This window comes from Mycolicibacterium nivoides (genome assembly GCF_003855255.1).
Classification (GTDB): Bacteria; Actinomycetota; Actinomycetes; order Mycobacteriales; family Mycobacteriaceae; genus Mycobacterium; species Mycobacterium nivoides.
Window position 1 is genome coordinate 5,417,364 of the sequence record NZ_CP034072.1, and the last position, 25,729, is coordinate 5,443,092.

Annotated in this window: 29 protein-coding genes; 21 read left to right on the plus strand and 8 right to left on the minus strand. The window is 67.3% G+C overall.

From position 1 onward, the window contains the following. The first annotated feature begins 8 nt into the window (after positions 1-8). Genes EH231_RS26560 through EH231_RS26580 form a run of 5 tightly spaced genes read left to right on the plus strand, consistent with a single transcriptional unit; the run spans position 9 to position 5,949 of the window. Positions 9-932: an SDR family NAD(P)-dependent oxidoreductase gene (locus tag EH231_RS26560; RefSeq protein WP_124713637.1), complete on the plus strand. Its 924-nt coding sequence runs from the start codon at positions 9-11 to the stop codon at positions 930-932. A 2-nt stretch (positions 933-934) separates the two neighbouring features. Next, positions 935-2,122 carry a molybdopterin molybdotransferase MoeA gene (gene moeA, locus EH231_RS26565; RefSeq protein ID WP_124714381.1) on the plus strand — a complete coding sequence of 396 codons (1,188 nt, stop codon included), beginning with the start codon at positions 935-937 and terminating at the stop codon, positions 2,120-2,122. A 35-nt stretch (positions 2,123-2,157) separates the two neighbouring features. Next, positions 2,158-2,856 (plus strand): phosphatidylserine decarboxylase, encoded by a 699-nt coding sequence (locus EH231_RS26570; protein WP_044515572.1) that lies wholly within the window; start codon positions 2,158-2,160, stop codon positions 2,854-2,856. After that, positions 2,853-3,734, plus strand: coding sequence for a CDP-diacylglycerol--serine O-phosphatidyltransferase (pssA, locus tag EH231_RS26575; protein WP_234927408.1), 882 nt, complete (start codon positions 2,853-2,855; stop codon positions 3,732-3,734). The genes EH231_RS26570 and pssA overlap by 4 nt, the downstream gene beginning before the upstream one ends. Position 3,735: 1 nt before the next feature. Next, complete coding sequence (locus EH231_RS26580; RefSeq protein WP_090424282.1) at positions 3,736-5,949, plus strand: AAA family ATPase; 2,214 nt, start codon at positions 3,736-3,738, stop codon at positions 5,947-5,949. Positions 5,950-5,967: 18 nt separating this feature from the next. Here EH231_RS26580 and EH231_RS26585 read toward each other — a convergent pair whose 3' ends face one another. After that, entirely contained in the window at positions 5,968-6,420 is a 453-nt protein-coding gene (locus EH231_RS26585) for an SRPBCC family protein (RefSeq protein ID WP_090424281.1), read from the minus strand. Positions 6,421-6,467: 47 nt separating this feature from the next. On the opposite strand from EH231_RS26585, the gene EH231_RS26590 reads away from it, so the two are divergent. The 3 genes from EH231_RS26590 to EH231_RS34460 all read left to right on the plus strand — a co-directional run bounded on the left by EH231_RS26590 (position 6,468) and on the right by EH231_RS34460 (position 8,424). Continuing rightward, entirely contained in the window at positions 6,468-7,181 is a 714-nt protein-coding gene (locus tag EH231_RS26590) for a hypothetical protein (protein ID WP_124713638.1), read from the plus strand. A 227-nt stretch (positions 7,182-7,408) separates the two neighbouring features. Then, positions 7,409-8,071: an EspA/EspE family type VII secretion system effector gene (locus EH231_RS34455; RefSeq protein ID WP_234927407.1), complete on the plus strand. Its 663-nt coding sequence runs from the start codon at positions 7,409-7,411 to the stop codon at positions 8,069-8,071. 44 nt (positions 8,072-8,115) lie between these two features. Continuing rightward, a complete protein-coding gene (locus EH231_RS34460) occupies positions 8,116-8,424 on the plus strand; it encodes an ESX-1 secretion-associated protein (protein WP_234927406.1) in 309 nt (102 codons plus the stop codon). Positions 8,425-8,434: 10 nt separating this feature from the next. On the opposite strand, the gene EH231_RS26600 is transcribed toward EH231_RS34460, so the two are convergent. Continuing rightward, complete coding sequence (locus EH231_RS26600) at positions 8,435-9,016, minus strand: TetR/AcrR family transcriptional regulator (RefSeq protein WP_090424279.1); 582 nt, start codon at positions 9,014-9,016, stop codon at positions 8,435-8,437. Positions 9,017-9,037: 21 nt separating this feature from the next. On the opposite strand from EH231_RS26600, the gene EH231_RS26605 reads away from it, so the two are divergent. From EH231_RS26605 to EH231_RS26615, 3 genes are all read left to right on the plus strand, one after another. Next, a complete protein-coding gene (locus tag EH231_RS26605) occupies positions 9,038-9,427 on the plus strand; it encodes a hypothetical protein (protein ID WP_090424278.1) in 390 nt (129 codons plus the stop codon). Beyond that, positions 9,424-9,918: a hypothetical protein gene (locus EH231_RS26610; RefSeq protein WP_090424277.1), complete on the plus strand. Its 495-nt coding sequence runs from the start codon at positions 9,424-9,426 to the stop codon at positions 9,916-9,918. The genes EH231_RS26605 and EH231_RS26610 overlap by 4 nt, the downstream gene beginning before the upstream one ends. A gap of 61 nt (positions 9,919-9,979) precedes the next feature. Continuing rightward, positions 9,980-10,429: a DUF1707 domain-containing protein gene (locus tag EH231_RS26615; protein ID WP_090424276.1), complete on the plus strand. Its 450-nt coding sequence runs from the start codon at positions 9,980-9,982 to the stop codon at positions 10,427-10,429. Here EH231_RS26615 and EH231_RS26620 read toward each other — a convergent pair. After that, positions 10,396-11,043, minus strand: coding sequence for a response regulator (locus tag EH231_RS26620; RefSeq protein ID WP_090424275.1), 648 nt, complete (start codon positions 11,041-11,043; stop codon positions 10,396-10,398). The genes EH231_RS26615 and EH231_RS26620 overlap by 34 nt on opposite strands. A gap of 1 nt (position 11,044) precedes the next feature. Next, complete coding sequence (locus EH231_RS26625) at positions 11,045-12,025, minus strand: sensor histidine kinase (RefSeq protein WP_090424274.1); 981 nt, start codon at positions 12,023-12,025, stop codon at positions 11,045-11,047. A 226-nt stretch (positions 12,026-12,251) separates the two neighbouring features. On the opposite strand from EH231_RS26625, the gene EH231_RS26630 reads away from it, so the two are divergent. After that, positions 12,252-12,710 carry a CBS domain-containing protein gene (locus tag EH231_RS26630; protein WP_044519157.1) on the plus strand — a complete coding sequence of 153 codons (459 nt, stop codon included), beginning with the start codon at positions 12,252-12,254 and terminating at the stop codon, positions 12,708-12,710. Positions 12,711-12,722: 12 nt separating this feature from the next. Continuing rightward, positions 12,723-14,039 (plus strand): ArsB/NhaD family transporter, encoded by a 1,317-nt coding sequence (locus tag EH231_RS26635; RefSeq protein WP_090424273.1) that lies wholly within the window; start codon positions 12,723-12,725, stop codon positions 14,037-14,039. Positions 14,040-14,075: 36 nt separating this feature from the next. Here EH231_RS26635 and EH231_RS26640 read toward each other — a convergent pair whose 3' ends face one another. Continuing rightward, positions 14,076-14,945 (minus strand): type IV toxin-antitoxin system AbiEi family antitoxin, encoded by an 870-nt coding sequence (locus tag EH231_RS26640; protein ID WP_124713639.1) that lies wholly within the window; start codon positions 14,943-14,945, stop codon positions 14,076-14,078. A 135-nt stretch (positions 14,946-15,080) separates the two neighbouring features. Continuing rightward, complete coding sequence (locus EH231_RS26645; protein WP_124713640.1) at positions 15,081-16,505, minus strand: FAD-dependent monooxygenase; 1,425 nt, start codon at positions 16,503-16,505, stop codon at positions 15,081-15,083. Between the two features lie 97 nt (positions 16,506-16,602). Here EH231_RS26645 and EH231_RS26650 point away from each other — a divergent pair, with 97 nt between their 5' ends. Genes EH231_RS26650 through EH231_RS26680 form a run of 7 tightly spaced genes read left to right on the plus strand, consistent with a single transcriptional unit; the run spans position 16,603 to position 23,593 of the window. After that, the gene (locus tag EH231_RS26650; RefSeq protein ID WP_090424271.1) at positions 16,603-19,455 is read left to right on the plus strand and encodes a Na+/H+ antiporter subunit A; all 2,853 of its coding nucleotides are present in this window, start codon (positions 16,603-16,605) and stop codon (positions 19,453-19,455) included. Continuing rightward, complete coding sequence (locus EH231_RS26655) at positions 19,452-19,910, plus strand: Na(+)/H(+) antiporter subunit C (RefSeq protein ID WP_090424270.1); 459 nt, start codon at positions 19,452-19,454, stop codon at positions 19,908-19,910. The genes EH231_RS26650 and EH231_RS26655 overlap by 4 nt, the downstream gene beginning before the upstream one ends. Then, positions 19,907-21,505 carry a Na+/H+ antiporter subunit D gene (locus EH231_RS26660; RefSeq protein ID WP_090424269.1) on the plus strand — a complete coding sequence of 533 codons (1,599 nt, stop codon included), beginning with the start codon at positions 19,907-19,909 and terminating at the stop codon, positions 21,503-21,505. Before EH231_RS26655 ends, EH231_RS26660 begins: the two co-directional genes overlap by 4 nt. Then, positions 21,502-22,035, plus strand: coding sequence for a Na+/H+ antiporter subunit E (locus EH231_RS26665; protein ID WP_090424268.1), 534 nt, complete (start codon positions 21,502-21,504; stop codon positions 22,033-22,035). Before EH231_RS26660 ends, EH231_RS26665 begins: the two co-directional genes overlap by 4 nt. Positions 22,036-22,066: 31 nt before the next feature. Continuing rightward, on the plus strand, positions 22,067-22,351 hold the full coding sequence (locus EH231_RS26670; protein WP_090424267.1) for a monovalent cation/H+ antiporter complex subunit F: 285 nt from the start codon (positions 22,067-22,069) through the stop codon (positions 22,349-22,351). Further along, positions 22,348-22,701, plus strand: a complete 354-nt coding sequence (locus EH231_RS26675) for a monovalent cation/H(+) antiporter subunit G (RefSeq protein WP_090424266.1) — start codon at positions 22,348-22,350, stop codon at positions 22,699-22,701. Before EH231_RS26670 ends, EH231_RS26675 begins: the two co-directional genes overlap by 4 nt. Beyond that, positions 22,688-23,593, plus strand: coding sequence for an SAM-dependent methyltransferase (locus tag EH231_RS26680; protein WP_124713641.1), 906 nt, complete (start codon positions 22,688-22,690; stop codon positions 23,591-23,593). The genes EH231_RS26675 and EH231_RS26680 overlap by 14 nt, the downstream gene beginning before the upstream one ends. 49 nt (positions 23,594-23,642) lie before the next feature. Here the strand turns inward: EH231_RS26680 and EH231_RS26685 are convergent, their stop codons facing one another. Next, complete coding sequence (locus EH231_RS26685; protein ID WP_090424264.1) at positions 23,643-24,269, minus strand: LON peptidase substrate-binding domain-containing protein; 627 nt, start codon at positions 24,267-24,269, stop codon at positions 23,643-23,645. A gap of 61 nt (positions 24,270-24,330) precedes the next feature. Here EH231_RS26685 and EH231_RS26690 point away from each other — a divergent pair, with 61 nt between their 5' ends. Next, positions 24,331-25,332: an Lrp/AsnC family transcriptional regulator gene (locus EH231_RS26690; protein ID WP_124713642.1), complete on the plus strand. Its 1,002-nt coding sequence runs from the start codon at positions 24,331-24,333 to the stop codon at positions 25,330-25,332. Here EH231_RS26690 and EH231_RS26695 read toward each other — a convergent pair. Beyond that, positions 25,310-25,729: a hypothetical protein gene (locus EH231_RS26695; protein ID WP_124713643.1), complete on the minus strand. Its 420-nt coding sequence runs from the start codon at positions 25,727-25,729 to the stop codon at positions 25,310-25,312. The genes EH231_RS26690 and EH231_RS26695 overlap by 23 nt on opposite strands.

Here is a 25,729-nt window from a genome sequence, read left to right on the forward strand (position 1 = left end):
TTCGAACCATGAGCGCCAATTCCAAGTGGACCGAGGCCGACGTTCCCGATCAGTCCGGCCGGATCGCGATCGTCACCGGCTCCAACACCGGTCTGGGCTACGAGACCGCCCGCGTGCTCGCCGCCAGGGGCGCGCACGTCGTCATCGCGGTACGCAACCTGGACAAGGGCCGTCAGGCCGTCGACCGGATCACCGCCGCCGTGCCGAAGGCAGACCTCAAGCTGCAACAGCTGGATGTGGGCTCGCTGGATTCGGTCCGTACCACTGCCGGCGAGCTCAAGGCCGCCTATCCCCGCATCGATCTGCTGATCAACAACGCCGGGGTGATGTACCCGCCCAAGCAGACCACCGTGGATGGTTTCGAGCTGCAGTTCGGCACCAACCACCTCGGGGCGTTCGCCCTGACCGGTCTGCTGCTGGATCACCTGCTCCCGGTCGACGGGTCACGCGTCGTCGCGGTCGCCAGCATCGCCCACGACATCCAGGCCGGCATCCACTTCGATGACCTGCAGTGGGAACGCAGCTACAACCGGGTCGCCGCGTACGGGCAGTCCAAGCTGTCGAACCTGCTGTTCACCTATGAGCTGCAGCGGCGTCTGGCAACCAAGAACGAGCCGACGATCGCGGTGGCGGCCCACCCCGGGATCTCGGACACCGAACTCACCCGGCACATCCCCGGCGCCGGGCTGCCGGGCGTCGGCAGGGTCACCGCCCTCCTCGTCAACAGCGCGGTGAAGGGCGCCCTGGCCACCTTGCGCGCCGCGACCGATCCCGGAGTTCGGGGCGGCCAGTACTACGGACCGGACGGATTCCGGGAACTGCGCGGCTACCCCAAGCTCGTGACCTCCAGCAAGCAGTCGCATGACGAGGAGCTGCAGCGCCGGCTATGGACGGTGTCCGAAGAGCTCACCGGCGTCACGTTCCCGGTGTGACGATGCGGACCGTCGAAGAACACCAGAAGATCGTCGCGGAGCTCATCAAAGCCCGTGCACCACAAGATGTTCCACTGAACGACGCGCTCGGCCTGGTGCTGGCCGCCGATGTCGTCGCCCCGCTGTCACTGCCCGGCTTCGACAACTCCGCGATGGACGGCTACGCCGTCGTCGCCGACGACGTCGGAGGCGCCACCGAGGACACCCCGGTGCGGTTGGCCGTCGCCGAGGACATCCCGGCGGGCCGCACCGACCCGCTGACGCTGCAACCCGGAACCGCGCACCGCATCATGACCGGGGCCCCGCTGCCGTCCGGCGCCACCGCGGTGGTCCCGGTCGAGGCCACCGACGGGGCGACCGACACGGTGACGATCCGCGCGGCCGCCCGGGGTGGCCAGCACATCCGCCGCGCCGGAGAGGACGTCACCGCAGGCACCACCGTGCTGCAGGCCGGTCAGGTGATCAGCCCGGCCGCCCTCGGGCTGGCCGCGGCACTGGGACTTGCCACACTGCCCGTGCTGCCGCCGCAGCGCGTGATGGTGATGTCCACCGGCACCGAACTCGTTGCCCCGGGCACCGAACTGCAGCCGGGCCAGATCTACGAGTCCAACGCGGTGATGCTGGCCGCGGCGGTCCGCGACGCCGGCGCGCAGGCGACCATCGCCCCGATGTCCGCCGACGACGTCGACGCGTTCCGCGCCGCGCTGGCCGCGCATGCCGTCGACGCAGACCTCATCATCACCACCGGCGGGGTCAGCGCAGGCGCATACGAAGTGGTCAAGGACTCCCTGTCGGATCAGGTGGAGTTCGTCAAGGTTGCGATGCAGCCCGGGATGCCGCAGGGGGCGGGGACGGTCGACGGTGTTCCCATCGTCACGCTGCCCGGCAATCCGGTCAGCGCACTGGTGTCGTTCGAGGTGTTCGTCCGCTCACCGCTGCGCGCCGCGATGGGCCTCGCTGAACCGGACCGGCCGCGGCGCACCGCGCAGCTGACCGAGGATCTGACCTCGCCGCGTGGAAAACGGCAGTTCCGGCGGGGTGTGCTGACCGGGGATTCGGTGAGCAGCTACGGTCCCCCGGCCTCGCATCATCTGCGCTGGCTCGCCTCGGCGAACTGTCTGCTGGAGATAGGCGAGGACATCACCGAACTTACGGCCGGGTCGACGGTTCCCGTCTGGGACCTGAGCTAGCGATTCCGACTCCACCCGCACGTAGAATCCTCCCGATGGCCAGACGCCCCGACCTCCAGTCCGGACCAGAACGCCTTGCGGCGCTGGTGCGATCCAGTGTTCCGCCGATGCATTCGGCGGGCCTACCGTTCGTCGGCGCCAGCCTCGCCGTCGCGGCCCTGGGCCGCAAGCACCGCTGGGTGCGCCGGGCCGGCCTGTTGGCCGCCGGGGCGAACGCGGCGTTCTTCCGGCACCCGCCCCGGGTGGCGCCGACGCGCCCCGGCGTGGTGGTCGCCCCCGCCGACGGGCTGGTGTGCCTGATCGAGGACGCCGTCCCGCCGGCCGAGCTGGGCTTGTCCGACACCCCGCGGCCGCGGATCAGCATCTTCCTGTCGGTTCTCGACGCACACGTGCAGCGGGCACCGATCGGCGGTGACGTGGTGGCCGTGCAACACCGCCCCGGACGTTTCCATTCGGCCGAGCTCGAAGCCGCGAGCGAGGACAACGAACGCAACAGCGTCGTCATCCGCACCCCCGAGGGCACCGAGGTGATCGCCGTACAGATCGCCGGGCTGATCGCGCGACGCATCGTGTGCAACGCGCACGTCGGCGACAAGCTCGACATCGGCGAGACCTACGGACTGATCCGGTTCGGCTCCCGACTCGACACCTATCTCCCTGCTGGTTCGAAACTGCTCGTCACCCGGGGCCAGCGGACGCTGGCCGGAGAAACCGTCCTGGCGGAGTTGCCATGATCAAACCCCGCATGCGACCCCCGTCATTGATCAAGGGACGCATGAAACCGCCGCCGTTCAGCGTGCGGATGCTGCCCAGTGCCATGACGGTGGCCGCCATCTGCCTTGGCTTGTCGGCGGTCAAGATGGCGCTCGACAACCGGCCCACCGAGTCGATGGCGTTCCTGGCGGTCGCGGCGATCCTCGACGCGCTCGACGGCCGGGTCGCGCGGATGCTCAATGCCACCTCCAAGATGGGCGAGGAGATCGACTCCCTGGCCGATGCGGTGAATTTCGGTGTCGCCCCGGCCCTCATCGTCTACGGCACCCTGCTGTCGCACTCGCGGGTCGGGTGGATCGTGGTGCTGCTCTACGCGGTGTGCATCGTGTTGCGGCTGGCCCGGTTCAACGCATTGCTCGACGTGGATCAACCCGCGTACGAGAAGGAGTACTTCGTCGGCATGCCCGCCCCTGCGGGTGCGCTGGGCGCCATCGGACCGCTCGCGGCCAAGATGCAGTTCGGCGACGGTTGGTGGACCAGCGAGTGGGCGGTGTCGATCTGGATGATCGGCGTCTCGCTGCTGGTAGTCAGCCGGATCCCGATGCGCAAGATCCACACCTTCGCGGTGCCGCCGAACATGGTGGCGCCCTTGCTCGCCCTGGTCGCGATCGGCGTGGCGGCGTCCGTGTTCTACGGGTACATCGTGATCATGGTCATCATCGTGGCCTACGTGATCCACATCCCGTTCGCGATACGCACCAAGAAGTGGGTGGCCAGCCACCCCGAGTCATGGGACGACAAGCCACAGCAGCGCCGTGCGACGCGGCGCGCGATTCGACGGGCGCAGCCGCACCGGCGGTCGATGGCCCGTCTGGGACTGCGGAAGCCGGGGCGCTGACATGTCGCAGCTCGAGGTCGACGAGGATCACGCGCTCGGGCATCTGCGCCTGACGGCCCGGCTGAACACCTCAGCCCTCGACTCACGTCGCGGAGTGGTCCGGCTGCATCCGGAGGCGATCGCCGCCCTCGGGCTGCGCGAGTGGGATGCGATCTCGTTGACCGGATCTCGTACCACCGCCGCTGTTGTCGGCGTTGCGCCGGGCGGCACCCCGACCGGAACCGCCCTGCTCGATGACGTCACGTTGTCCAACGCCGGGGTGCGGGAAACCGCGACCGTGATCGTGGCGCCGGTGACGGTGTACGGCGCCCGGGCGGTCACGGTGAGCGGGTCGAAGCTGGCGACCGATTCGATTTCGTCTGCGACGCTGCGCCAGGCACTGCTGGGCAAGGTCATGACGGTCGGCGACACCGTGTCGCTGCTCCCCCGCGACCTGGGGCCGGGCACCTCGACATCGGCGGCTACCGCCGCGCTGGCGTCGTCCGTGGGCATCACGTGGACCTCGGAGCTGCTGACGGTGACCGGAGTCGATCCGTCCGGGCCCGTGAGCATTCAACCGAATTCGGTGGTGTCGTGGGGATCGGGCCTCGAGCCGAGTACGTCGGATTCCACCGGTGCCCATACGATCAGCCCCGCACGCACCGAGCCGGCGGTCAGTTTCGACGATCTCAAGGGCTCCCATACCCAGGCCGGCAAGCTCACCGAATGGCTCAAGCTGTCGCTCGACGAACCTCAACTCCTCGAAACCCTGGGCGCCAAACCGAATCTCGGCGTCCTGGTGACCGGTCCCGCCGGCGTCGGCAAGGCCACCATGGTGCGGACGGTGTGCTCCGAACGGCGATTGGTGGAGCTCGACGGGCCGGAGGTGGGTGCGCTGGCCGCCGACGACCGGTTGAGCCGCGTGTCCGACGCGGTCGCCACGGTGCGCGACGGCGGCGGGGTGCTGCTGATCTCCGACGTCGACGCCCTGTTGCCGGCGACTGCCGCCGACCGGACCCCCGAACCCGTTGCGGCGCTGATCATCGCCGAACTTCGTGAGGCCGTGGCCACCCGCGGCGTGGCGTTCGTCGCCACCTCTGCCGTGCCCGTCGGGGTGGACACCCGCCTGCGGGCACCCGATCTGTGCGACCGGGAACTCGCCCTGACCCTGCCCGATGCCGCCACCCGCAAGGCGTTGCTGGAGGTGCTGCTGCGCGGCGTTCCGGCCGCCGAATTGGATCTGGGCCAGATAGCAGACCGCACACCGGGTTTCGTTGTTGCCGATCTGGCCGCTCTGGTCCGCGAGGGCGCACTGCGGGCCGCGTCACGGGCCAGCGCCGACGGCAACGCACCGGTGCTGTGGCAGGAGGACCTGACCGGGGCGCTGACCGTGATCCGCCCGCTGTCGAGGTCCGCGACCGAAGAGGTGTCGGTCGGTTCGGTGACGCTCGAAGACGTCGGCGACATGGTCGAGACCAAACAGGCTCTCACCGAGGCCGTGTTGTGGCCGCTGCAGCATCCCGACACCTTCCAGCGCCTCGGTGTCGAGCCTCCGCGCGGCGTGCTGCTGTACGGCCCACCCGGCTGCGGTAAGACCTTCGTGGTGCGGGCGCTGGCCAGTTCGGGGCGGCTCTCAGTGCACGCCGTCAAAGGTGCTGAACTGATGGACAAGTGGGTCGGCTCGTCGGAGAAGGCGGTGCGCGAGCTGTTCGCCCGAGCGCGCGATTCGGCGCCGTCACTGGTGTTCCTCGACGAGATCGACGCCCTGGCCCCGCGACGCGGACAGAGCTTCGATTCCGGAGTGACCGACCGCGTGGTGGCTGCCCTGCTGACCGAACTCGACGGCATCGAACCGATGCGCGACGTCGTGGTATTGGGCGCGACGAACCGCCCTGACCTCATCGATCCGGCGCTGCTGCGACCGGGCCGGTTGGAGCGACTCGTGTTCGTCGAACCGCCCGATACCGAGGCCCGCCGCGAAATCCTGCGTACCGCAGGCAAATCCATCCCGCTCGCTCCCGACGTCGATCTCGACGCCCTGGCTTCTGAGTTGGACGGCTACAGCGCGGCGGACTGTGTGGCACTGCTGCGGGAGGCGGCGTTGACGGCGATGCGCCGGTCCATCGATGCCGCCGACGTCACCGCAGCAGATGTGGCCAAAGCGCGTGAGAATGTGCGGCCGTCTTTGGATGCGGCACAGGTGCAGTCGTTGCGGGAGTTCTCCGCCGGCCGCTGAGGCAGGTGTGACCGCCGATTACTCGGCCAACGACGCGAGCCGGTCGATCGATCCCTGCAGCTTGTCCGCGGTGGTGGCGCGTGCGCGGATCAGCCGCTTCTCGTCGTTGAGCTGTGTCCAGTCGTAGGTGTGGGTGACCAGGGTTCGGTTGTCGCTCAAAGGTTCCAGCTCCCAGCGCCACAGATGTCCGGGCGGCTCCTTCCCGACCTCGGAAGGCCGCCACGCGATACGCCGACCTTCCTCGAACTCGACGACGCGGTTCTCGCGGTTGCCGCCCTGCTTGATCGTCATGGTGAAGACGTCGCCGACGGCGCGCACCCGCTGCCCGGTGGGAGCTTCGGCCAAGTTCTCATTGCCGTCCCAGCGAGGCTGCTGTGCCGGGTCCGCGATCAGCTCGAAGATCACCTCTGCCGGTGCGGCGACCTCGCGACTGGCTGCGACGACCTTGGAGACTTCGGCCTTATCATCCATGGGCCAGACCATACCCATACATCGGCGGGGCGCAGACGAGGGGCGAGATGGAGAAATTCGCGAGACGATTCGGCATTGCGGCGACATTGGCCTTTATTGCAATGTTGGCATTCTGGGCATTCAGCGCCGCAAAGCAATTGTCACTGGTCACATTGGCCGTAATTATCGGTTTGGCATTGACCAGCATTTACTCGATCTTCATGATGACACAATCGAAGACGGTGGCATTCCAGGCATCATTCGACGCCACCGGAACCCGACTGCGGCCCGACAAGAGAATAGAAAACAACCTTCGACGACTCATTGTCACCGCGGGCATATCGACGTGGTTGATGTTCTTGGCCTGGGTTTTCGGCGTGTTGTATCTCCCCCTCGGCAACGCCCAGCATGTGTTCCCACTCTGCGCCGGAGCGGCCGCGGCGGTTCTGACGTGGTGTTGGATCAAACTCGTCAGACAAGGCAGCCTCAGCTACCTTTTCCTCACCCCGGAGGGATTCGAATTCTCGACGTTGCGAGAACCGAAGACCGGGAAATGGGCCGAGGTCGAGAACGTCGCCGACAAGGTGCCCGGTGAAGAGCGCTTCTGGAATCCGATGGTGGTGACGGTGGCCGGCGGCGCAACACTGCTGATGGAGGCTCCCGGGATCTACACACCCAAGGGCACGGCCCTCGTCGAGCTGGTCCGGTTCTACTGGCAACACCCCGAACAGCGCGACGAACTCACCGACGGGCGCGCCGTGGAGAGGCTGCGGGCACTCTAGGGCGCCTTTCTTACCTGCGGTTTCAGGCGAGATTTGCTGCGAGCCGGGGCCCCGACCCGATGTTAGGCTCGGCGCAGCGAAGCTAGTCGACGATCGGAATTCGTATGGGCGTAGGAAGTTTCTATTACCTGCAGGGCAATTACGTCTACGGCATCGCCGATCATGCCAACGGCGCGAAGTCGAGCGTGCCATGGGCCATGGCCGGCATCGGAAGCGACCTACTGTCAATGGGTCAGCTCGTCGCCACCGAGGGTGCGGGCGCACTGGCCAAATCGGCAGCCGCGAGCGGCGCGACGTCCTCGGCCCAGTCCCTGAAGAATTTCGCGAAGGGCGCGGGTACGCCGATCATCAATGCGGGACTGATCGCCCTGACCCTGGAAAGCAACATGCTGGGATTCGGCCGGCCCGAGGATGGCGCGCGGTTCACCGAGGGCGCCAACCACTTCGTCGATGCGCACTCGACCCTGTTGAAATCCGCGCCGCCCGGTGACTGGACCGGCGACAGCTCGACGGCCTACGGCGACAGAAACAAGGAACAACAGGTGCGTGCCGCCGATATGTCGTCCACCGACTCCGCGATTCAGAAAGTCGTCGCCGCAGAAGCCGACCAGGTCGGCAAAACCCGCGATTTCGTTTCGCAAATGCAGACAATTCTGAGTTTGAGCATCATTCCGGCCCTCGCCGCCAAAGCCGTCCCCGTCGTCGGTCCCGCGCTTTCGACTGCGATAGAGGTGGCGGCGGTTGCGGGCACCGTGCCCATGGCAACAATCCGCTGCCACGAGATGGCCAGTCGTTCCGGAGACAACGCGAGCAAGATCAGGAGCTTGGCCTCGCAATATGAGTCGATCGGTTCGAATGCCGAGATGCCGGGTGGCGGTTTCGGCAGCTGACACCCCGCCCATCGCCCCGCCCGAATTCGACGAGAGAGCCCCGTATGACACTGACCGTTTCCGAACAGATCCGCTCGACCGCAACGGTGCAGGGACAAGCCGCGTCGTTGATCGAGACGGCCAAGTCGGCGCCCGACGGAACGGCAGGCCATGTCTTCCAGACACACGGCCTGGTGTGCTCCCCGACCGCGATGGCGCTCAAGTCCGCAGAACTGTCCCGCCGCGAAGCAGCCGGGAAGATGCATCTGATCTCGACCGACCTGTCGGTCAAACTGAACAAGGCGGCCACCGACTACGACCGCACCGACCACCAAGAGGGCGGCAACCTCGACGGTCAGATGCACCCTCGCTGACCCGAATTCGTCACACCGTCAACAACTTCCGGATGGCATCGGCCAAATCCTCTTCCATCCACTCCGGCAACTCGGCATCGTTGGCGTGCCGGCGCACCATCGCATAGGGCAGATCGACGACGGCCCGCGACATGGCGTCCATCGTGCGTGCATCGTCATTGCCGTAGATCCCTCGCGCCAACTCGCGTAACCGTTCGATGAGTGGCACGTTCATCGCTGCCAGCGTCGCAGTGAACTCCGCATCGGGTGCGCCGTCGAGCAGGTCACTCGGCCGGATGGTCAGCAGGAATCGGGCGTCCTCGGGAACCTCACGGGCGAAGTCCACGGCAGCGACACCCATCGCAACCGCCGCCTCCACCGAGTCGTCCGCGGTCGCCGCCATCGCGCGGGATTGAAACCGCTCCAGCGCCCGCAGCCAGGCCGCCGTCAGCACCCCGTTGCGATTGCCGAACCGGTGGTACAGCGTGCCCGCCGGGGCCCCGCTGACCTTGGCAATCGCCGCAACGCTTGCCGCCCTTGGCCCTTCGGCGAGCACCAACGCCCGCGTCGCATCCAAAATCGCGTCGGTTTCATGCTTCCGCGGAGGCGCCATGATCTAGTACAGTCCTTCTATATGGAACGTTTACCCTATATCGATGAGCATGCCATAACCGTCGACGCCGACGCCGCCACGACATGGGCCGCCGTCCTACGAGCGATGTGCGGCGATCCCGCCCAACCGCGCGCCCCATTCGGATTCGCCATCGGCGAGTGCACCCCGCGCCAACGCCTGGTCCTCAAGGGCCGTCACCCGTTCTCGATCTACGAGTGGATCTTCGAGCTGGACGACCTCGGCCCGCATCGCACCCGGGTGCGCTCACAAACCTGGGCAGCCTTCCCGGGCATTCACGGCAAGATCTACCGCGCCCTGGTGATCAGTTCGGGCGGCCACGGGGTGGCGGTGCGCCAGGTCCTCAAACGCATTGCGGGACAACTGCGCCCCCGTCCGGACGTACTGGCGTGATCCTGAACTGGGGCGCCACGGCCCAGGAGCGCAACGCCGCCCTGCCGTGCGACGTCCTGACCCCGGCCGCCGCACTCTGCGCCGACCGGGCGGTCAGCATCGACGCGCCCGTGTCGACCGTGTTCGGCTGGCTCTGCCAGCTACGGGTCGCCCCGTACAGCTACGACCTGATCGACAACTTCGGCCGGCGCAGTCCGCGCACCCGGAACCCGGAACTGACCCAGCTCCGCACCGGCCAACGCTTCATGCAGATTTTCACGCTGTGCTCATTCGCCGAAGACGAGCACGTGACGTTGAAAACCGGGAAGGTCGCCGTCACCTACGCCGTACGGGACTGCGCCGGTGGCACCCGGCTACACGTGCGGGTGCGCTTCGACGGTCCACGGCTAATCGGGTGGGCGATGGCGGCGGGCGACGTGGTGATGATGCGAAAGCAGCTGCTGACCCTGCGCGACCTGGCCGAACGGGAAGCCGGCAGAATTACATCTTGACGCTGACAAGTTGCGGTGGGATAGTTCAACTAGTCACTGACTAGATTTACGGGAGTTCGAGATGGCCGACACCGCCTTACACACCGTTGAAACCGCCCGCGCCGGCGACCGGGAGCGGGAACGCACTGCCAACGACCTCGGCCAGGCCCTCACCCAGGGCTACCTGACCATGCCCGAGTACGAGGATCGGCTGCAGTCGGCGTTCCTGGCCCAGACCACCGACGAGTTGCGCGGCCTCGTCGCCGACCTACCCGTCAACCGTCTGCGGCGTCATGATCCCCGACGCCACGCCGCCCAGCAGCGGGCCGCACGGATGAGCGTCAAGATCCACCTCGCCGCCTACGTGGCCGGATCCCTGCTGATGCTGGGCATCTGGCTGGCCGTCGGGTTCGGCGGTGGCGGCTGGTACTTCTGGCCCGTCTGGCCGATCATGGGTTGGGGCATCGGCGTTGCGTCACATGCCATTCCGATCTGGGCTCACGGTTCGATGAGCCCGGCGCGGATCGCATAGCGCGTCAGCGCCAACCGGTCCCGCAGGCCGAGTTTGGCCAGGATGTTGGTCCGGTGCCGGTCCACCGTCTTGGCGCTGATGGTCAGCGTCGCGGCGATCTCGCGGGTCGAGTACCCCTCGGCGATCAACTTCAGGACCTCCTCCTCCCGTGGCGTGAGGATGTTGTCCGGCAACTCGCCGCCCTGGCGCGACCGGTGCAGATAGTCACGGATCAGCGCCGTCACCGCGCCGGCGTACAGGAACGGCTCCCCGCGCATGGTCGCCCGGCAGGCTTCGAGCAGATCGCGGTCGGCCACCGACTTCAGCACATAGCCCGACGCCCCGGCCTTGAGCGCCTCGAAGAAGTACTGCTCGTTGTCGTACATCGACAGGATCAGGATCCGCACGTTCGGATGAGTCCGGTTGATCTCACGCGCGGCCTGCAACCCGGTCATCCGCGGCATCGCGATGTCGAGAATCGCCAGGTCCACCGGCGTCGTTTCCAGTGCGGTCAGCGCCTCGTGCCCGTCGGCGGCCTCGGCCACCACCTGCAGATCGGGTTCCGCATCGATGATCATCCGCAGCCCGCTACGGACCAGGGCGTGATCATCGGCGAGCAGGATCCGAGCCGGCATGTCAGGCGCCCCGCAACGGGATGACCAACCGCACTTCGGTGCCCCCACCCGGCGGTGAGCTGATCGTCAGCGCGGCATTCACCAACAGTGCCCGCTCACGCATACCGTTGATGCCCGCGCCCTCCCGCATCGGTTCGGTCGCGATACCGCCGCAGCCGTCGTCGGCCACCCGCAGCGTGAGTTCACCTTCACCGGTGTGCAGATCCACCCACACCTTTCGCGCCCCAGAGTGCCGCGCCACATTGGTCAGCCCCTCCTGGGCGATCCGGTAGCACACCAGCTCGACGTCGGGCTTCAACCGGTCCGATTGCAGCGCAATGTGTTTGACCACGGCAATGCCGGATGCCTGGGCGAAGTCGTTGCACAGCGCGTTGAGTGCGCTGTGCAACCCGAGGTCCTCCAGAGCGTCCGGGCGCAGCCGCCGGGCGATGTCGCGCACCTCGTCGAGACCGGCCCGCACGATCTCCTGTGCGTCGGCGAGTTCGGCATGGATCGACGCCGGGGCCCGATCGACGGCGCGCTTGAGAGTGAGCAGCGCGACGGTGAGTGTCTGGCCGATCTCGTCGTGCAATTCCCGTGCGATGCGCTGACGTTCGTTCTCCTGCGCGGCCAACGCCGACGCGCTCGCGGTGGTCCGTTCGGTCTCCAACCGATCGAGCATGGCGTTGAACGACTCGATCAGGTGCTGCAGGTCGCCGCTGTCACGGCCGTCGACACGGTCGCTGCGCTTGGGCGGATCGACTCGCCGCATTGACGCGGCGAGCCGATCCAGTGGGGCAAGACTCGATCTCAGAAGAAGTGCATTCGCAGTCAGGATAATCGCCAAACCTACGACCAACACTGGGATTTCGGTGAGTTTTATCCGTGAGGACACCGAGGCCGGGGACAGCGCGAGGATCAGGGTGCCCAGCGTGAAGATCAACCCGTTGATCAGGAAGACCCGACGAAACAACGCGGCCGCCGGGGTGCGCGCCGGTTTCACCCCACCAGCGTGACCTGGGACCAGCGGTGTTGTCCATACAGGCAACACCCCCCACGGAATGGGTGTCAGCCCCGATGGTCACCTAGCCCCTGGTCACCCACACTGGCAGCCACCGCCGGAGCCGACATGAAATCGGACCGCCAGCTGGCACTGGCATTGCGCACAGCCGTCCCGAATTGATCGGAGAACGAGGACGATGACACTAGCGACGCATTGGAACGAACTCATGCAGGCACATGAAATCGCGGCCCACCTGCCGACGGTGCGGATCGACGACCCCGTCTCGAAGGCCGTCCAGCTGATGGTGGTCAACCGGCTGCCGGGCCTGGTGGTCGTCGATGACGACGACCGCCCGGTGGCGGTGCTGCCGGGAACTCAGGTGTTGCGCCTGGCGATTCCCGAGTCCTACCAAGAGGATCCGGCCCTGGTCCGCACGGTCGACGAGATTCACGCCGACCTGTTCTGGCACGGGCCGGGCAAACTCACGGTCGGTGACTGTCTTCCGGGGCCCGCGACCAAGCCCGCGACCGTGACACCGGACGCGACGTTGTTGGAAATCGCCACCGTGATGGCCAACAAGCGCAGTCCGCTCATCGCCGTCGTCGACCGCAACGGCCGGCTCACCGGGGCCGTCACGCTCGAGCGGCTACTGACCAGCCTTGCGGTCGCCGGGCCCGGCGACTGATCGCTCAGGCCCGTGCTCGCTACTGGCCTACTTCCCGTCGCTTCGCTCGCCCCATACCTGGCGCTGACGATCTTCGTCGTCGCCTTCTGGTTCATCGCCACCGAGCGAGCCGACAAGGTCAAGACCGTCCTGGTCGCCGCCGGCCTGATGGCCCTGCTCGGGTTGATCCCCGGCGCCGAGGTGTTCCACTCCGAGCACCAGGGCATCGACTGGAACGTCATCTTCCTGCTGCTCGGGATGATGGTGATCGTCGGCGTCATCAAGCAGACCGGGCTCTTCGATTTCCTGGCGATCTGGGCCGCCAAGCGCTCCCGCGGCAATCCGTTCCGGCTGATGGTCATGCTGATGGCGATCACCGCCTTCGCCTCACCGGTGCTCGACAACGTGACCATCATCCTACTGATCGCCCCGGTGACCCTGGTGATCTGCGACCGGCTGCGTATCCCGCCGCAGCCCTATCTGATCGCCGAGGTGCTGGCCTCCAACATCGGCGGCGCCGCCACCCTGATCGGAGATCCGCCGAACATCATCATCGGCAGTCGCGCCGGCCTGACCTTCAACGACTTCCTGATCCACATGGCACCAGTCGTGATCATCATTTTCGCGCTGTTCGTTCTGTTCACCCGGGTGCTGTTCCACCGGGACCTGCGTGCCGACCAGATGCAGATCGACGAGGTGATGGCCCTGCAGGAACGACGAGCCATCAAGGACAAGCGTCTGCTGATCCGCTCGCTTCTGGTGCTCAACGTGGTGATCGTCGGGTTCGCGCTGCATTCGGTGTTGCACGTGGCGCCGTCGATCGTCGCGCTGCTGGGTGCCGGGGCGATGCTGCTGGTCACCGACATCGATGTGGCCGAGGTGCTGCCTGAGGTCGAGTGGCCCACCTTGGTGTTCTTCATGGGGCTGTTCGTCATGGTCGCCGGGTTGGTCCACACCGGTGTCATCGGTGCGCTCGGGTCGGTGGCCGAGTCAGCGTTCGGCGACAACTGGTTCGGGGCGGCGACGGCGCTGCTGTTCGGTTCGGCGATCGTCGGCGCATTCGTCGACAACATTCCCTACACCGCGACGATGACGCCGGTGGTGGAGGACATGGTGGCTCAAGTACCGGAGGCGCAGACGGGCCAGGCGCTGTGGTGGGCGTTCGCGCTCGGCGCCTGTTTCAGCGGCAACGGCACTGCCATCGCGGCCAGCGCCAACGTGGTGGCCATCGGCATCGCCAAGCGGGCCGGGCATCCGATCAGCTTCTGGCGGTTCACCCGGTACGGCCTCGTGGTCACCGCGCTCAGTACCGCCCTGGCCTGGGTGTACGTCTGGCTGCGGTACTTCTGAGGCACGCTTCCGCCGAGGCTGTACTGAGGGACGACATCACGCCGATTTCTGTCCCTCAGTACAGTCTCGGTGCCAGCCGCGGCCGCGCAGCGCGCGTTCGACACGGGCGAGGACCTCCGCGATGTTGTCCTCGGCGATCACGCGGATGACGATCCACCCCATGGCCTCCAACTTGCGCAGGGTCTTCTGGTCCTGCACATAACGTTTGCGATCTGACTGGTGGAAGATGCCGTCGTAGTTGACGCCGACTTTGAACCGTTCCCAGCCCATGTCCAAGATCCCGACGATGCGGCCGCGTCCCTCGATCACCATGATCTGGGTTTCATCGGGTGGCATTCCGGCGTCCGTCAGTCGCAGGCGCAGCCAGGTCTCCCGCGGCGAATCGGCGCCCCTGTCGACCAGTGGCAGCGCGGCCTTTAACGCTCGAATCCCCCGGACACCCGGGTAGCGCGCGATCAGCGGGGTGACGTCGTCGACGGTGACCCGCAGGGTCCAGGCCAGTGCATCGATCCGTGCGACAGCCTCGTCGCGAGGGTGGTGACGCCCTAGGTCGAACACGGTGCGCGCCGGGGTGGTGACCGGCAGGCCCACGACCCGTTTGATCTCGTCGTCGGAAAGGGTCTCGTTGCGAACGACCAAACCCGCCGGCGGTCGAGTGTTGTTCCAGATGAGTTCGATTGGGATATCGGAGTCCACATACGCTGCCCCGTGCAGTGCCGACGCGGCGACGCCGGCAATCACCGCCCGGCGGCCCGACCACAGCCACGCACCGATTGTCCGGTCGCGCAGTGTCGGTTCCCCGCGTACATAGACGTCCGGGAACAGCCGCTGGTAGTGGCGCCGAAGTTCGTTGCGCGTAACGAGCTGCGTGGCCAAAGCCTCACTACCGACCAACACCCCACTCACGGCCCAATGTTGGCATGCCACACCGACACAACACCGAAGCTGTAATGAGGGACGACATCACGCCGATTTCTGTCCCTCAGTACAGTCTCGGTGCCTACGCGCCGGCGGGCGCTCGATGCCAGCGCGCCAGCGCGCCTAGCCCGCAGCGGACATCCAGTGCGCGATCGCCGCACGCACCTCGGCCGCATGCGGCAACCGCTCGCTGGCCCAGGCCACATAGCCGTCCGGCCGGACCAGCACCGCATCGGGAAGTTCGGGGCGGTTGTCGATCGCCTGCACCACATCGCAGCCGGCGACGTCGACCGGTTCAGCCGTGACGAGAACGAACTTGCCGGCGCGCAACAACTCGTAGAGCCGGGTCCCCCCGCAGTCCACATCGGCCATCCGGCGTCCGACCAACCAGTCCTCGTCCTTCGACCGTGGATAGGCGATGCCGATACCGCTGAGCCGTTCGGCCACAAACCGTCGGGCACGAGGTATCCGCAACACCGTCCCCAGCGCGAGCACCCGCAGCCGGCGCGACGCAGCCGAACTCAGCACGATCTGGTTGAACGCATCGGTCAACCGGAGCACGCCGGCGCCGACAGGATGGCGCTCGCGTTCGTAACTGTCCAGCAGCCACGACGGCGCCTGCCCGTGGACCGCCAACGCCAGCTTCCAGCCCAGGTTGAACGCGTCACCGAGCCCGGTGTTCATGCCCTGCCCGCCCAGCGGGGAATGCACGTGCGCGGCGTCGCCGGCCAGGAACACCCGGCCCGACCGGTAGTGCCGGGCCTGGCGCCGCTCGCTGAGGAAGCGCGAACTCCACCGCATATCGCTCATGCCGAAGTCATCGCCGGCGATGCGGTGGAACGCGTCGCGCATCTCGTCGAGCGTCACCGGCTCTTCCAGCGGCGCCCGCTCGCGCAGCCGGTCCCACGCGATGGCGCGGAACCAGCCGTCGCCGAACGGCACGAACAACACCACGCCCTCGGTCCCGGTCCGGGCGAACAGCGTCTCCGCGGGCGGCGTGGCCAGCCGGACGTCGGACAGCAGGATGTGTGTCTCGTACTGTTTGCCGACGAAGTCGATCCCGACCAGTCGTCGCACCGCGCTGTGGGCGCCGTCGCAGCCGACCACGTACTCGGCGCCGAGGCTCTCGCCGCCCGCCAGCTCGACGGTGACTTCCTGGCCGTCCTGACGCAACCCCACCACCTCGGCGCCGCGACGCACCTGCACGCCCAGTTCGGCGGCCCTGGCCTCGAGCACGTGCTCGGTGCCGCTCTGCGGAACGATCAGCACCATCCCGAACCGGGTCGGCAGCTCCCGCAGATTCAGGGTGGCCCCGCCGGGCGGCGCCACCTCGTGCACCTCGATTCCGCGGCTCAGCAACCGATCGACCAGCCCGCGGCCGTCGAGCAGTTCCAGGGTCCGCGCATGCACCGCAAAAGCCCGGGTGATGTTCGGCGTAGAGGTGCGTTCCTCCAGCACCGTGACCGGCGCTCCGCCGAGCGCAAGCTCACACGCCAGCATCAATCCGGTCGGACCGGCGCCGACCACCACGACCTCGCCGGGGGCCATCAGCCGATGCTAGCGATGACCCGCCACGTAGACTGCGTGTTAACCCAAAGCCCTAGCCATAAGGCTGACACCCCGACCCCAACCCGATCGGAGTGCCATGCTCGCCGTTCTGCTCGCCCACGCGGTCGCCACCGCGCTGGCGCCGCTTCTGGTGGCCAAATGGGGCCGGCGAGCGTTCTATCCGTTGGCCTTGGTGCCGCTCGGCTCCCTGGTCTGGGTCGGCCTGAACTGGCCGAGCCACGACCGCGTCCCGACCCTCAGCATCCCGTGGGTGCACGAGCTGTCGATGGACATCACGCTGCGGTTCGACTCGCTCGCGGCCATCATGAGTGTGCTGGTGCTGGCCATCGGTGCTCTCGTCCTCTTCTATTGCGGCGAGTACTTCCACCACCACGACGGCAAGATCGAGAAGCGGCTGCCCAGCTTCGCGGCCGAGCTCGTCGCCTTCTCCGGGTCCATGTTCGGCCTGGTGGTCAGCGACAACATGCTGGTTCTCTACATCTTCTGGGAAACCACCACGGTGTTGTCCTTCCTGCTGGTCGGCCACTACGCCGAGCGGGCCACCAGCCGGCGGGCGGCCACCCAGGCATTGCTGGTGACCACGTTCGGCGGCCTGGCGATGCTGGTCGGCATCATCGTGCTGGGCAACCTGTCGGGCACCTATCTGCTCTCGGAGTTGATCGCCTCTCCGCCGGGAGGCGCGGCGGCCGCGATCGGGGTGGCGCTGATCCTCGTCGGCGCATTGTCGAAGTCGGCAATCGTGCCGATGCACTTCTGGCTGCCGGGCGCGATGGCCGCGCCCACTCCCGTCAGCGCGTATCTGCATGCCGCGGCGATGGTCAAGGCCGGTGTCTATCTGGTGGCCCGGATGGCGCCGGGCTTCGCCGACACTTCGCTGTGGCGGCCGATGGTCGTCGGGCTGGGGTTGCTCACGATGCTGTTGGCCGGCTGGCGCGCAGTCCGTGAATATGACCTGAAGTTGATCCTGGCCTTCGGCACGGTCAGCCAGCTCGGCCTGATCACCGTCATGGTCGGCACCGGCGGCAGCGACATGATGCTGGCCGGGCTGGCCATGCTGTGCGCGCACGCGATGTTCAAGGCCGCGTTGTTCATGGTGGTCGGCATCATCGACCACACCACCGGCACCCGCGACATCCGGCGCCTCGCCGGTTTGGGGCGCCACTGCAAGCCCCTGTTGGTCATCGCCGCGTGCGCCACCGCGAGCATGGCCGCGCTGCCGCCGTTCTTCGGTTTCGTCGCCAAGGAAGCCGACCTTGAGACCGTGCTGCACAGCCCGGCGCTCGGCTCCGCGGCTCCATGGGTGCTGACCGGCATCGTGGTGGGCTCGGTGTTCACCACCATCTACAGCCTGCGCTTCATGTGGGGCGCGTTCGCCGACAAGGGGCTGCCGAAACCGAGCACCCGGGTCGTTGAAATGCACCGCCCTTCAACCACTTTCCTGACCGCGCCGGCGATCCTCGCCGCGGCCGGCCTGGCCTTCGGGTTGTGGCCCGCCGGGATGGACGCGGTGCTCGACGAATACGCCAACACCATGCCCGGCGGATCCGGCTACCACCTGGCCCTGTGGCACGGGTTCGGCCTGCCGCTGCTGCTGTCGGTGGTGGTGCTGGCCGTCGGCACCGTGGTGTTCTTCGGCCGGAACCGCCTGCCTCGCACCCGGTTCGCCTATCAGCCGCTGGGCAACGCCGACCGCATGTACGACGCGGTGATCCGCGGCCTTGATGTCACCTCGGTGCGCCTGACCGGCGAGACCCAGCGCGGCTCGCTGCCGGCCACCCAGTCGGTGATCCTGTCGACGCTGGTGGTGCTGCCCATCGTGATGCTGGCGCTGGGCGCCCGGGACCGCCCGGATTTCGCGTTGTGGGATTCCCCGCTGCAGGTGGTGGTCGGGTTGTTGATGCTGGCCGCCGCGATCGGCGCGACGGTGATGCGTAACCGTCTGGCCGCGGTGCTGCTGGTCGGGGTGACCGGTTATGGCTGCGGTGCGATCTTCGCCTTCCACGGCGCGCCCGATCTGGCGTTGACCCAATTCCTGGTCGAGACACTGGTTTTGGTGATCTTCGTGCTGGTTCTCCGGATCCTGCCGGCCGAGGCCGATGCCACCAACATCAACCGCCACCGGCTGCCGCGCGCCGCCCTGGCGCTGGCGGTGGGCGCCGCGGTCACGACGCTCGCGGTCTTCGCGATGGCCGCACGCAACGGGGTGGGCATCGCCGAGCTGATCCCCGACGCCGCCTACTACCGCGGTCACGGCGCCAACGCGGTCAACGTGCTGCTGGTCGACATTCGCGCCTGGGACACCATGGGTGAGGTCATGGTGTTGCTGGTGGCCGCGACGGGTGTGGCATCGCTGGTGTTCCGGAACCGGCGATTCGGTGCAGCGCCCCGCGTCAGCACGGCCGTCGGCCAGCCCGACATCGGTCCCATCGGGGCGTACAGCCCGGCCGTCGGCGACGTCACCTGGCTGCGCGGCAGTGAGCTGCGCGACCCGCGACACCGCTCCCTGGTGCTGGAGGTGGCGACCCGCGTCATCTTCCCGCTCATCATGGTCCTCTCGGCGTACTTCTTCTTCGCCGGCCACAACACCCCCGGCGGCGGCTTCGCCGGCGGGTTGACCGCGGGCCTGGCCCTCGTGCTCCGATACCTGGCCGGCGGCCGCTACGAGCTCGGCGAGACGCTGCCGCTCGACGCGGGCAAGATCCTCGGCACCGGTCTGGGCCTCTCGGCGGGAACGGCGGTCGCGTCAATCCTGTTGGGAGCGCCCGCATTGTCCTCAGCCGTTCTGCAATTCGACGTTCCGGTACTCGGTTCGGTCAAGATGGTGACCGCATTGTTCTTCGACTTGGGGGTGTATCTCATCGTTGTCGGTTTGGTGCTCGACATCTTGCGCAGCCTCGGCGCCCGCGTGGATGCGGAGCTGGCCCGATGACGACATTCCTGGTCCCGCTGATCATCATCGGCGGGCTCACCAGCACCGGCGTGTACCTGCTGCTCGAACGCAACCTGACCCGGATGTTGTTGGGGTTGTTGCTGATCGGCAACGCGGTCAACCTGTTGATCCTGACTGTCGGCGGCAAGTCGGGCAATCCACCGATCCGCGGGCGCACCAGCAACGGCGCCACCACTGACGCCGATCCGCTGGCCCAGGGCATGATCCTCACCGCGATCGTGATCAGCATGGGGCTGGCGGCATTCGTACTGGCACTGGCCTACCGCTCGTATCGACTGACCACGGTCGAAGAGGTCAGCAACGATCCCGAGGACACCCGGGTTTCGCAGCGGTCGGGCACTGACGAGGAAGTCATTCCGCCACCCGACCCCAACCGCGACACCGACGCGCCCGACGAACTCGATGCGCTGCCGGGATTCGAGGGGTCGAAGTGACGGCCCAGGCCCTGATCCCGTTGCCGGTGCTGATCCCGGCACTCGCCGCGGCCGCGACGCTCGTGGCCGGACGCCGTCCCCAGTTGCAACGACTCATCACCCAGTTCGCACTGACGGCCGTGGTCGTGGTGTGCGCGGCGCTGGTGTACCTGGCCGACCGGGACGGCACCCTGGTGCTGCACGTCGGCGGCTGGGGCCAGAGCGTTCCCGGCATGGGGCCGCTGGGCATCACCCTGGTGGTAGACCGGCTTTCGGCACTCATGCTCGTGGTGTCGGCCATCGTGTTGCTGGCGGTGGTCGCGTACGCCATCGGGCAGGGTATCCGCGACGGCGACCAACGCCAGCCGGTGTCGATCTTCCTGCCCACCTATCTGGTGCTGTCGGCCGGCGTGTGCACCGCGTTCCTGGCGGGTGACCTGTTCAATCTGTTCGTCGGCTTCGAGGTTCTGCTGGCCGCGAGCTTCGTCCTGCTGACCATCGGCGCCAGCGAGGACCGCGTCCGAGCGGGCATCTCCTACGTGCTGGTGTCGATGGTGTCGTCGCTGATCTTCCTGATCGGCATCGCGCTGGTGTACGCGGCGACCGGGACACTGAACATGGCCGAGCTGGCGTTACGCCTCGACGACATCCCGTCGGGCACCCGCACCGCGCTGTTCGCGGTGCTGCTGGTGGCGTTCGGCATCAAGGCCGCGGTGTTCCCGCTGTCGACGTGGCTGCCCGACTCCTACCCCACCGCGCCCGCGCCGGTCACCGCGGTGTTCGCCGGCTTGCTGACGAAAGTCGGTGTTTACGCGATCATCCGGGCCCATTCGCTGCTGTTCCCGGGTGGCGAGCTGGACAACGTCCTGCTGGTGGCGGGCCTGCTCACCATGGTCATCGGCATCCTCGGTGCGATCGCCCAGAGCGACATCAAACGACTGTTGTCCTTCACGCTCGTCAGCCACATCGGCTACATGGTGTTCGGTGTCGCACTGGCCAGCCAGCTCGGCATGTCCGGCGCGATCTACTACGTGGCCCACCACATCGTCGTGCAGACAACGTTGTTCTTGGTCGTCGGTCTGATCGAGCGGCAGGCCGGGGCGTCAACCTTGCAGCGACTGGGAGGCCTGGCCGCGGCAAGCCCGGTGCTGGCGTTCGTGTTCGTCGTGCCCGCGCTCAACCTCGGTGGTATCCCGCCCTTCTCGGGCTTCATCGGCAAGGTTGCGCTGCTGGAGGCGGGCGCCCAGAACGGTTCGGCACTGGCTTGGATCCTGGTGGCCGGCAGTGTGGTCACCAGCCTGCTGACGCTCTACGTGGTGGCACGGGTGTGGACGAAGGCGTTCTGGCGGGCCCGTGCCGACGCACCCGAGGGGCACCTGGCCGGGTCGGCACCGGCGGTGCTGCTCGACGACATCGAGGACATCGAGTTCGCCGACCGCGACAGTGTGGGACGCATGCCGATGGGAATGTTGGCTCCGACAGGCGTTTTGATCGCTGTCGGGCTGGCGTTGACGGTGGCGGCCGGGCCGATCTTCTCCTACAGCGAGCGCGCGGCGGCCGAAGTGCTGGACCGTGGACAATACATCTCGGCGGTGCTCGGGGGTGATGAGCGATGAGGTGGGTGCTGCTTCGGGCCTGGATCCTGTGCTGGCTGATGCTGGTGTGGGTGCTGCTGTGGGGCAGCATCTCCCCGGCCAACATCGTGTCGGGCTTTGCCGTTGCCGTGGTGATCACGGTGCTCCTGCCGCTGCCCGCCGTCCCTGTCGAGGGCCGGGTCCATCTGTTGTCGCTGCTGCGGTTGGTCATTCAGGTCGCCGTCTGGCTGGTGATGTCCTCGTTCCAGATGGCGTGGCTGGCGGTCAGGCCGGGGCCGCTGCCGGTCAACGCGGTGTTGCGGGCGCATCTGGCGATCAAGTCGGATCTGGTCCTGGCACTCGGCGTCAACATCATCAACCTGACCCCTGGGACCATCGTGCTGGAGATCGATCAGACGCGGCGGCTGATCTACGTACATGTCGTCGATGTGGGTTCCGACCGGGCGATCAACCGGTTCCACAGCCAGATCACCACGCTGCAACGGCTTTTGGTGGCGGCCTTTGAGCGCGAGTCGGACTGGCGCCCTGCGGCCAACAAGGAGGGCGCATGACGGACCAGCGAGAAGCGAAGGCGGATCGCGCATGAGCACCGTGTGGACGATTGCCGCGGTCATGCTGACCGCCGCCGCGGCCATCACGATGTTTCGCCTGCTGGCCGGGCCGAGCACCCTGGACCGGCTGGTGGCGCTGGACACTCTGGTGGCCGTCACGCTGTGCGGTATCGGCACCTGGGCGGCGTACAGCCTCGACACCACGGTGACCTACAGCCTGACTGCGTTGGCGTTGATCAGCTTTGTCGGTTCGGTGAGCGTGGCGCGATTCCGCGTGCCCGATACCGATGAACCGCGGCGGAAGTGGTTGCCGTGAACATCCTCGACATCGTCACCGCGGTCCTGATCCTGGCCGGGTCGACGCTGGCCTTGACCGCGGCGATCGGCGTGGTGCGGTTCGGCGACACCATGTCGCGGATGCATTCGGCGACCAAGCCCCAGGTGCTCGGGCTGTTGCTGGTGCTGGCCGGCGCGGCGATCCGGCTCCGGGGCCACGCCGATGTCGGCATGTTGATCCTCACCGGTTTGTTCACGCTGATCACCGCGCCGGTGATCGCCAACCGCGTGGGGCAACTGGCCTACCGTGAGCAGCGCAATCGGGAGAACCTGCTGACCCGCGACGAGATGGCGGAGTTCGAGGAGACTGAAGGCGATGGCCAGAACTGACGACGACAGCTGGGATATCACCGAGAGCGTGGGTGCCACCGCGCTCGCGGTCGCGATGGCACGCGCCAGCGAGACCGTCTCAGAATCCCCGTTGTTCACCGACCCGTACGCACAGATGTTCCTCGATGCGGCAGCAGCACGGGGGTGGCGCCCTCCCACCGGCGCGATGGCCCAGCGGATCCGCGCCATCGGGAATTACGCCGCGTCCCGCACCAAGTGGTTCGACGAGTTCTTCCTCGCCGCCGGCGCGGCGGGCATCCGTCAGTCGGTGATCCTGGCGGCCGGTCTGGATGCCCGCGCCTGGCGGTTGCCCTGGATCCACGACAGCGTGGTGTTCGAGATCGACCAACCGCAGGTGCTGCAGTTCAAGGAGGAGGTTCTGGCCTCCCACCGGGCTGTGCCCAAGGCCCGGCACGTCGCCGTCCCGGTCGATCTGCGCCAGGATTGGCCGAAGGCCTTGCAGGATGCGGGTTTCGACGCAACCGAGCCCACAGCATGGTCGGTCGAAGGGCTGCTGCCGTACCTGCCCGCCGACGCGCAGGACCAGCTGTTCGAGCGCATCACCGAACTGTCGGCACGGGACAGCCGGATCGCGGTCGAGGCGTTCAGCGCCGGGTTCTTCTCCGAGGATCACCTGGCTCGTCGCCGCGAGCGCATCGCGCAGATGCGGGCTGAGGCCGCCGAGGCCGGTGATGACATGCCTGACCCGGAACGCCTGTGGTTCGTCGAGGACCGCGCTCACGTCCCCGACTGGCTCAGCGAACACTGCTGGGACGTGGGGGCACTGCCCGCCGATGACCTGATGGCGCGCTACCACCGCTCCCTGCCGGCCGATACCACCGAGGGCATCATGTCCACGGAGTTCGTCGAAGGCGTTCTGCTCGAAAAATAGTCGGGATGACGGAGATTCGGCAGCCGAGTGGTTGCCGCTTCGACCGTGCTCACTCCGAAAGCTGGAACTCCACCATCGCGGTGACGGTGTCCACCGCTTCGCTGAGCACCTCGACACGTGCCGCCTCCGACGGCGCGGCCAACAGCGCGTAGCGGTCAGCCTGGCCCATGGGCAACCGAGTCGCCAAGGCGTACAAGCGGTTCTCCGAGTCGACGCTGGCCGACTCGACGATCTCGCGGCTGCGGATCGGTGTCCCGCGAGCCTCCCCGATCCGGTCCAGCAGCGCCACCATCCGGTCTTCCACGTTGCTGATCCGGGCGGCATCCGCCACACCGTCGGGATCGTCGGGCCACATCTCGATCTCGGCGCGCGGATACGGATCGTCGTCGAGCCAGCGCTGCACCCGGATTCGGTCACCCATCACGCACAGCAGTCGGTACTTGCCGACACCGAACTCCTGGCAGTCGACGATCTTGGCCAGGGCCCCGACGTCGCACCGCCGGTCACCGCCGCCCACCTCGCGGCCGGCCGAGATCAGCACGACCCCGAAAGACGGCTCCGACATGGCCATACAGTCGCCCACCATCGCCACATAGCGCGGTTCGAAGATCCGCAGCGGCAACTCCTGGCCGGGCAACATGGCCACTTCGAGTGGAAACATCGGTGAGACCGTCATGAGGCCAGGATCGTCCTCGCTCTTGGGTTGGTCAATGCGCCTGAGCCGGTAGCCTCGGATGATGCCACCGTCAGCGGAGCTTGAGGCAACCCGCACGCTGCTGTCCGATCCGGGGTACACCGACCTCGATGCGGTCGACCGCCAACTGATCGAATTGCTACAGGCCGACGGCCGCATTCCCTACGCTGAGCTGGGCCGCCGGGCGGCCATCACGGAAAAGACTGCACGCCGCCGTGTTTCGAGATTGCTGGACGAGGGCTACATCACCATCGCCGCCATCACCGATCCGGCGGTCCTCGGGTTCGGCTCGCTGGGGCTGGCCCTGTTGACCGTCGACGGCTCGCGCACGCCGGTCAATCTCGCCGCCGAGCTCGCCTTGCTGGCCGAAGCCGATTACGTGACGGCGACGACGGGGCCGTACGGGGTGGTGCTCGAGTTGGTCTGCACCGACCACCACGAACTTCACGATGTGGCCTTCGGCAAGATCGCGGCGCTGCCGGGGGTGCGCTCGGTCGAACTGCTCCCGTACCTGCGGCTGCACTATCAGCAGGCTCGGCTGTCCGGTGCGCTGGCCGACGGCGCGGTGCGGCCGCGTGCGCTCGACGCTATCGACCGCGCGATCCTGACGCGCCTCGCCGTCGACGGCCGCGCCGCCTTCCGCGACTTCGCTTCCGCGCTGGGCTTGTCCGAGACCACCATCCGGTCGCGCTACAGCCGGATGGTGGAGACGGGTGCGGCCCGGGTGATGTGCATCGCCAACCCGCTACGGCTGGGCTACCGCCACAGCAGCTGGGTGGCGCTCCGCACCGACGGCCGGGCCGGCGCCCAGAAGGTCGCCGAGGCGCTGACCCGGGTGGAAGGAGTGTCGTATGTGGCGCTGACGGCCGGTCGTTGGGATGTCCTGGCCGAGGTGGTGACCGCCCAGGGTGAGGACCTGCTCACTGTGCTCGACGAGAGCATCCGCGGGCTGGACGGGGTCACCGCGATGCAGGCCTGGCCCTACTTCACGGTGCACTACAGGGCAATTCATCCCCGAGACGTCAGCCCGGCACCTTTTTGTTGATCGCGTCGACCACGGTCGCGTCCCGGTCACCCAGCACGCACATGGCACCGATGAATGAGGTCCAGATGTACGGATTCTTCCTCATCCCCGGATAGCCGTTCTCCACCAGCAACTCGACCATGCCGAGCTGGGTCGCCTCATCCATCGACGCGTATTCCCGGCAGGTGGTCGACATCCCGTTGGGTGGCGGGGTGCTGGCCCCGCGACTGGTCCCGGGGGACGGGAAAACCGGGGTCGACGGCGACGCCGTTCCGCTCGGCCGGCGTGTGGTGGTGGTCGTGGTGGTGGAGATCCCGGTCTGATCCGGATCGGCCATCGGTGTTCCGGCCGTGACTGTGCTGCAGCCCGAGAGGGCGAAGCCCGCAACAACGATCCCCGTCACGATCCGCAGCCGCAT

Excerpts from the sequence above, each read along its gene's own strand:
- EH231_RS26590 (WP_124713638.1), top strand. The coding sequence starts at position 6,468 with ATGGAGAAATTCGCGAGACGATTCGGCATTGCGGCGACATTGGCCTTT.
- EH231_RS26645 (WP_124713640.1), bottom strand. The coding sequence starts at position 16,505 with ATGGCCCCCGGCGAGGTCGTGGTGGTCGGCGCCGGTCCGACCGGATTG.
- EH231_RS26585 (WP_090424281.1), bottom strand. The coding sequence starts at position 6,420 with ATGGATGATAAGGCCGAAGTCTCCAAGGTCGTCGCAGCCAGTCGCGAG.
- EH231_RS26655 (WP_090424270.1), top strand. The coding sequence starts at position 19,452 with ATGACGACATTCCTGGTCCCGCTGATCATCATCGGCGGGCTCACCAGC.
- EH231_RS26620 (WP_090424275.1), bottom strand. The coding sequence starts at position 11,043 with ATGCCGGCTCGGATCCTGCTCGCCGATGATCACGCCCTGGTCCGTAGC.
- EH231_RS26665 (WP_090424268.1), top strand. The coding sequence starts at position 21,502 with ATGAGGTGGGTGCTGCTTCGGGCCTGGATCCTGTGCTGGCTGATGCTG.
- EH231_RS26690 (WP_124713642.1), top strand. The coding sequence starts at position 24,331 with ATGCCACCGTCAGCGGAGCTTGAGGCAACCCGCACGCTGCTGTCCGAT.
- EH231_RS26695 (WP_124713643.1), bottom strand. The coding sequence starts at position 25,729 with ATGCGGCTGCGGATCGTGACGGGGATCGTTGTTGCGGGCTTCGCCCTC.
- EH231_RS26605 (WP_090424278.1), top strand. The coding sequence starts at position 9,038 with ATGGAACGTTTACCCTATATCGATGAGCATGCCATAACCGTCGACGCC.
- moeA (WP_124714381.1), top strand. The coding sequence starts at position 935 with ATGCGGACCGTCGAAGAACACCAGAAGATCGTCGCGGAGCTCATCAAA.
- EH231_RS26615 (WP_090424276.1), top strand. The coding sequence starts at position 9,980 with ATGGCCGACACCGCCTTACACACCGTTGAAACCGCCCGCGCCGGCGAC.
- EH231_RS26580 (WP_090424282.1), top strand. The coding sequence starts at position 3,736 with ATGTCGCAGCTCGAGGTCGACGAGGATCACGCGCTCGGGCATCTGCGC.
- EH231_RS34460 (WP_234927406.1), top strand. The coding sequence starts at position 8,116 with ATGACACTGACCGTTTCCGAACAGATCCGCTCGACCGCAACGGTGCAG.
- EH231_RS26570 (WP_044515572.1), top strand. The coding sequence starts at position 2,158 with ATGGCCAGACGCCCCGACCTCCAGTCCGGACCAGAACGCCTTGCGGCG.
- EH231_RS34455 (WP_234927407.1), top strand. The coding sequence starts at position 7,409 with ATGGGTCAGCTCGTCGCCACCGAGGGTGCGGGCGCACTGGCCAAATCG.
- pssA (WP_234927408.1), top strand. The coding sequence starts at position 2,853 with ATGATCAAACCCCGCATGCGACCCCCGTCATTGATCAAGGGACGCATG.
- EH231_RS26670 (WP_090424267.1), top strand. The coding sequence starts at position 22,067 with ATGAGCACCGTGTGGACGATTGCCGCGGTCATGCTGACCGCCGCCGCG.
- EH231_RS26560 (WP_124713637.1), top strand. The coding sequence starts at position 9 with ATGAGCGCCAATTCCAAGTGGACCGAGGCCGACGTTCCCGATCAGTCC.
- EH231_RS26680 (WP_124713641.1), top strand. The coding sequence starts at position 22,688 with ATGGCCAGAACTGACGACGACAGCTGGGATATCACCGAGAGCGTGGGT.
- EH231_RS26650 (WP_090424271.1), top strand. The coding sequence starts at position 16,603 with ATGCTCGCCGTTCTGCTCGCCCACGCGGTCGCCACCGCGCTGGCGCCG.
- EH231_RS26630 (WP_044519157.1), top strand. The coding sequence starts at position 12,252 with ATGCAGGCACATGAAATCGCGGCCCACCTGCCGACGGTGCGGATCGAC.
- EH231_RS26685 (WP_090424264.1), bottom strand. The coding sequence starts at position 24,269 with ATGACGGTCTCACCGATGTTTCCACTCGAAGTGGCCATGTTGCCCGGC.
- EH231_RS26600 (WP_090424279.1), bottom strand. The coding sequence starts at position 9,016 with ATGGCGCCTCCGCGGAAGCATGAAACCGACGCGATTTTGGATGCGACG.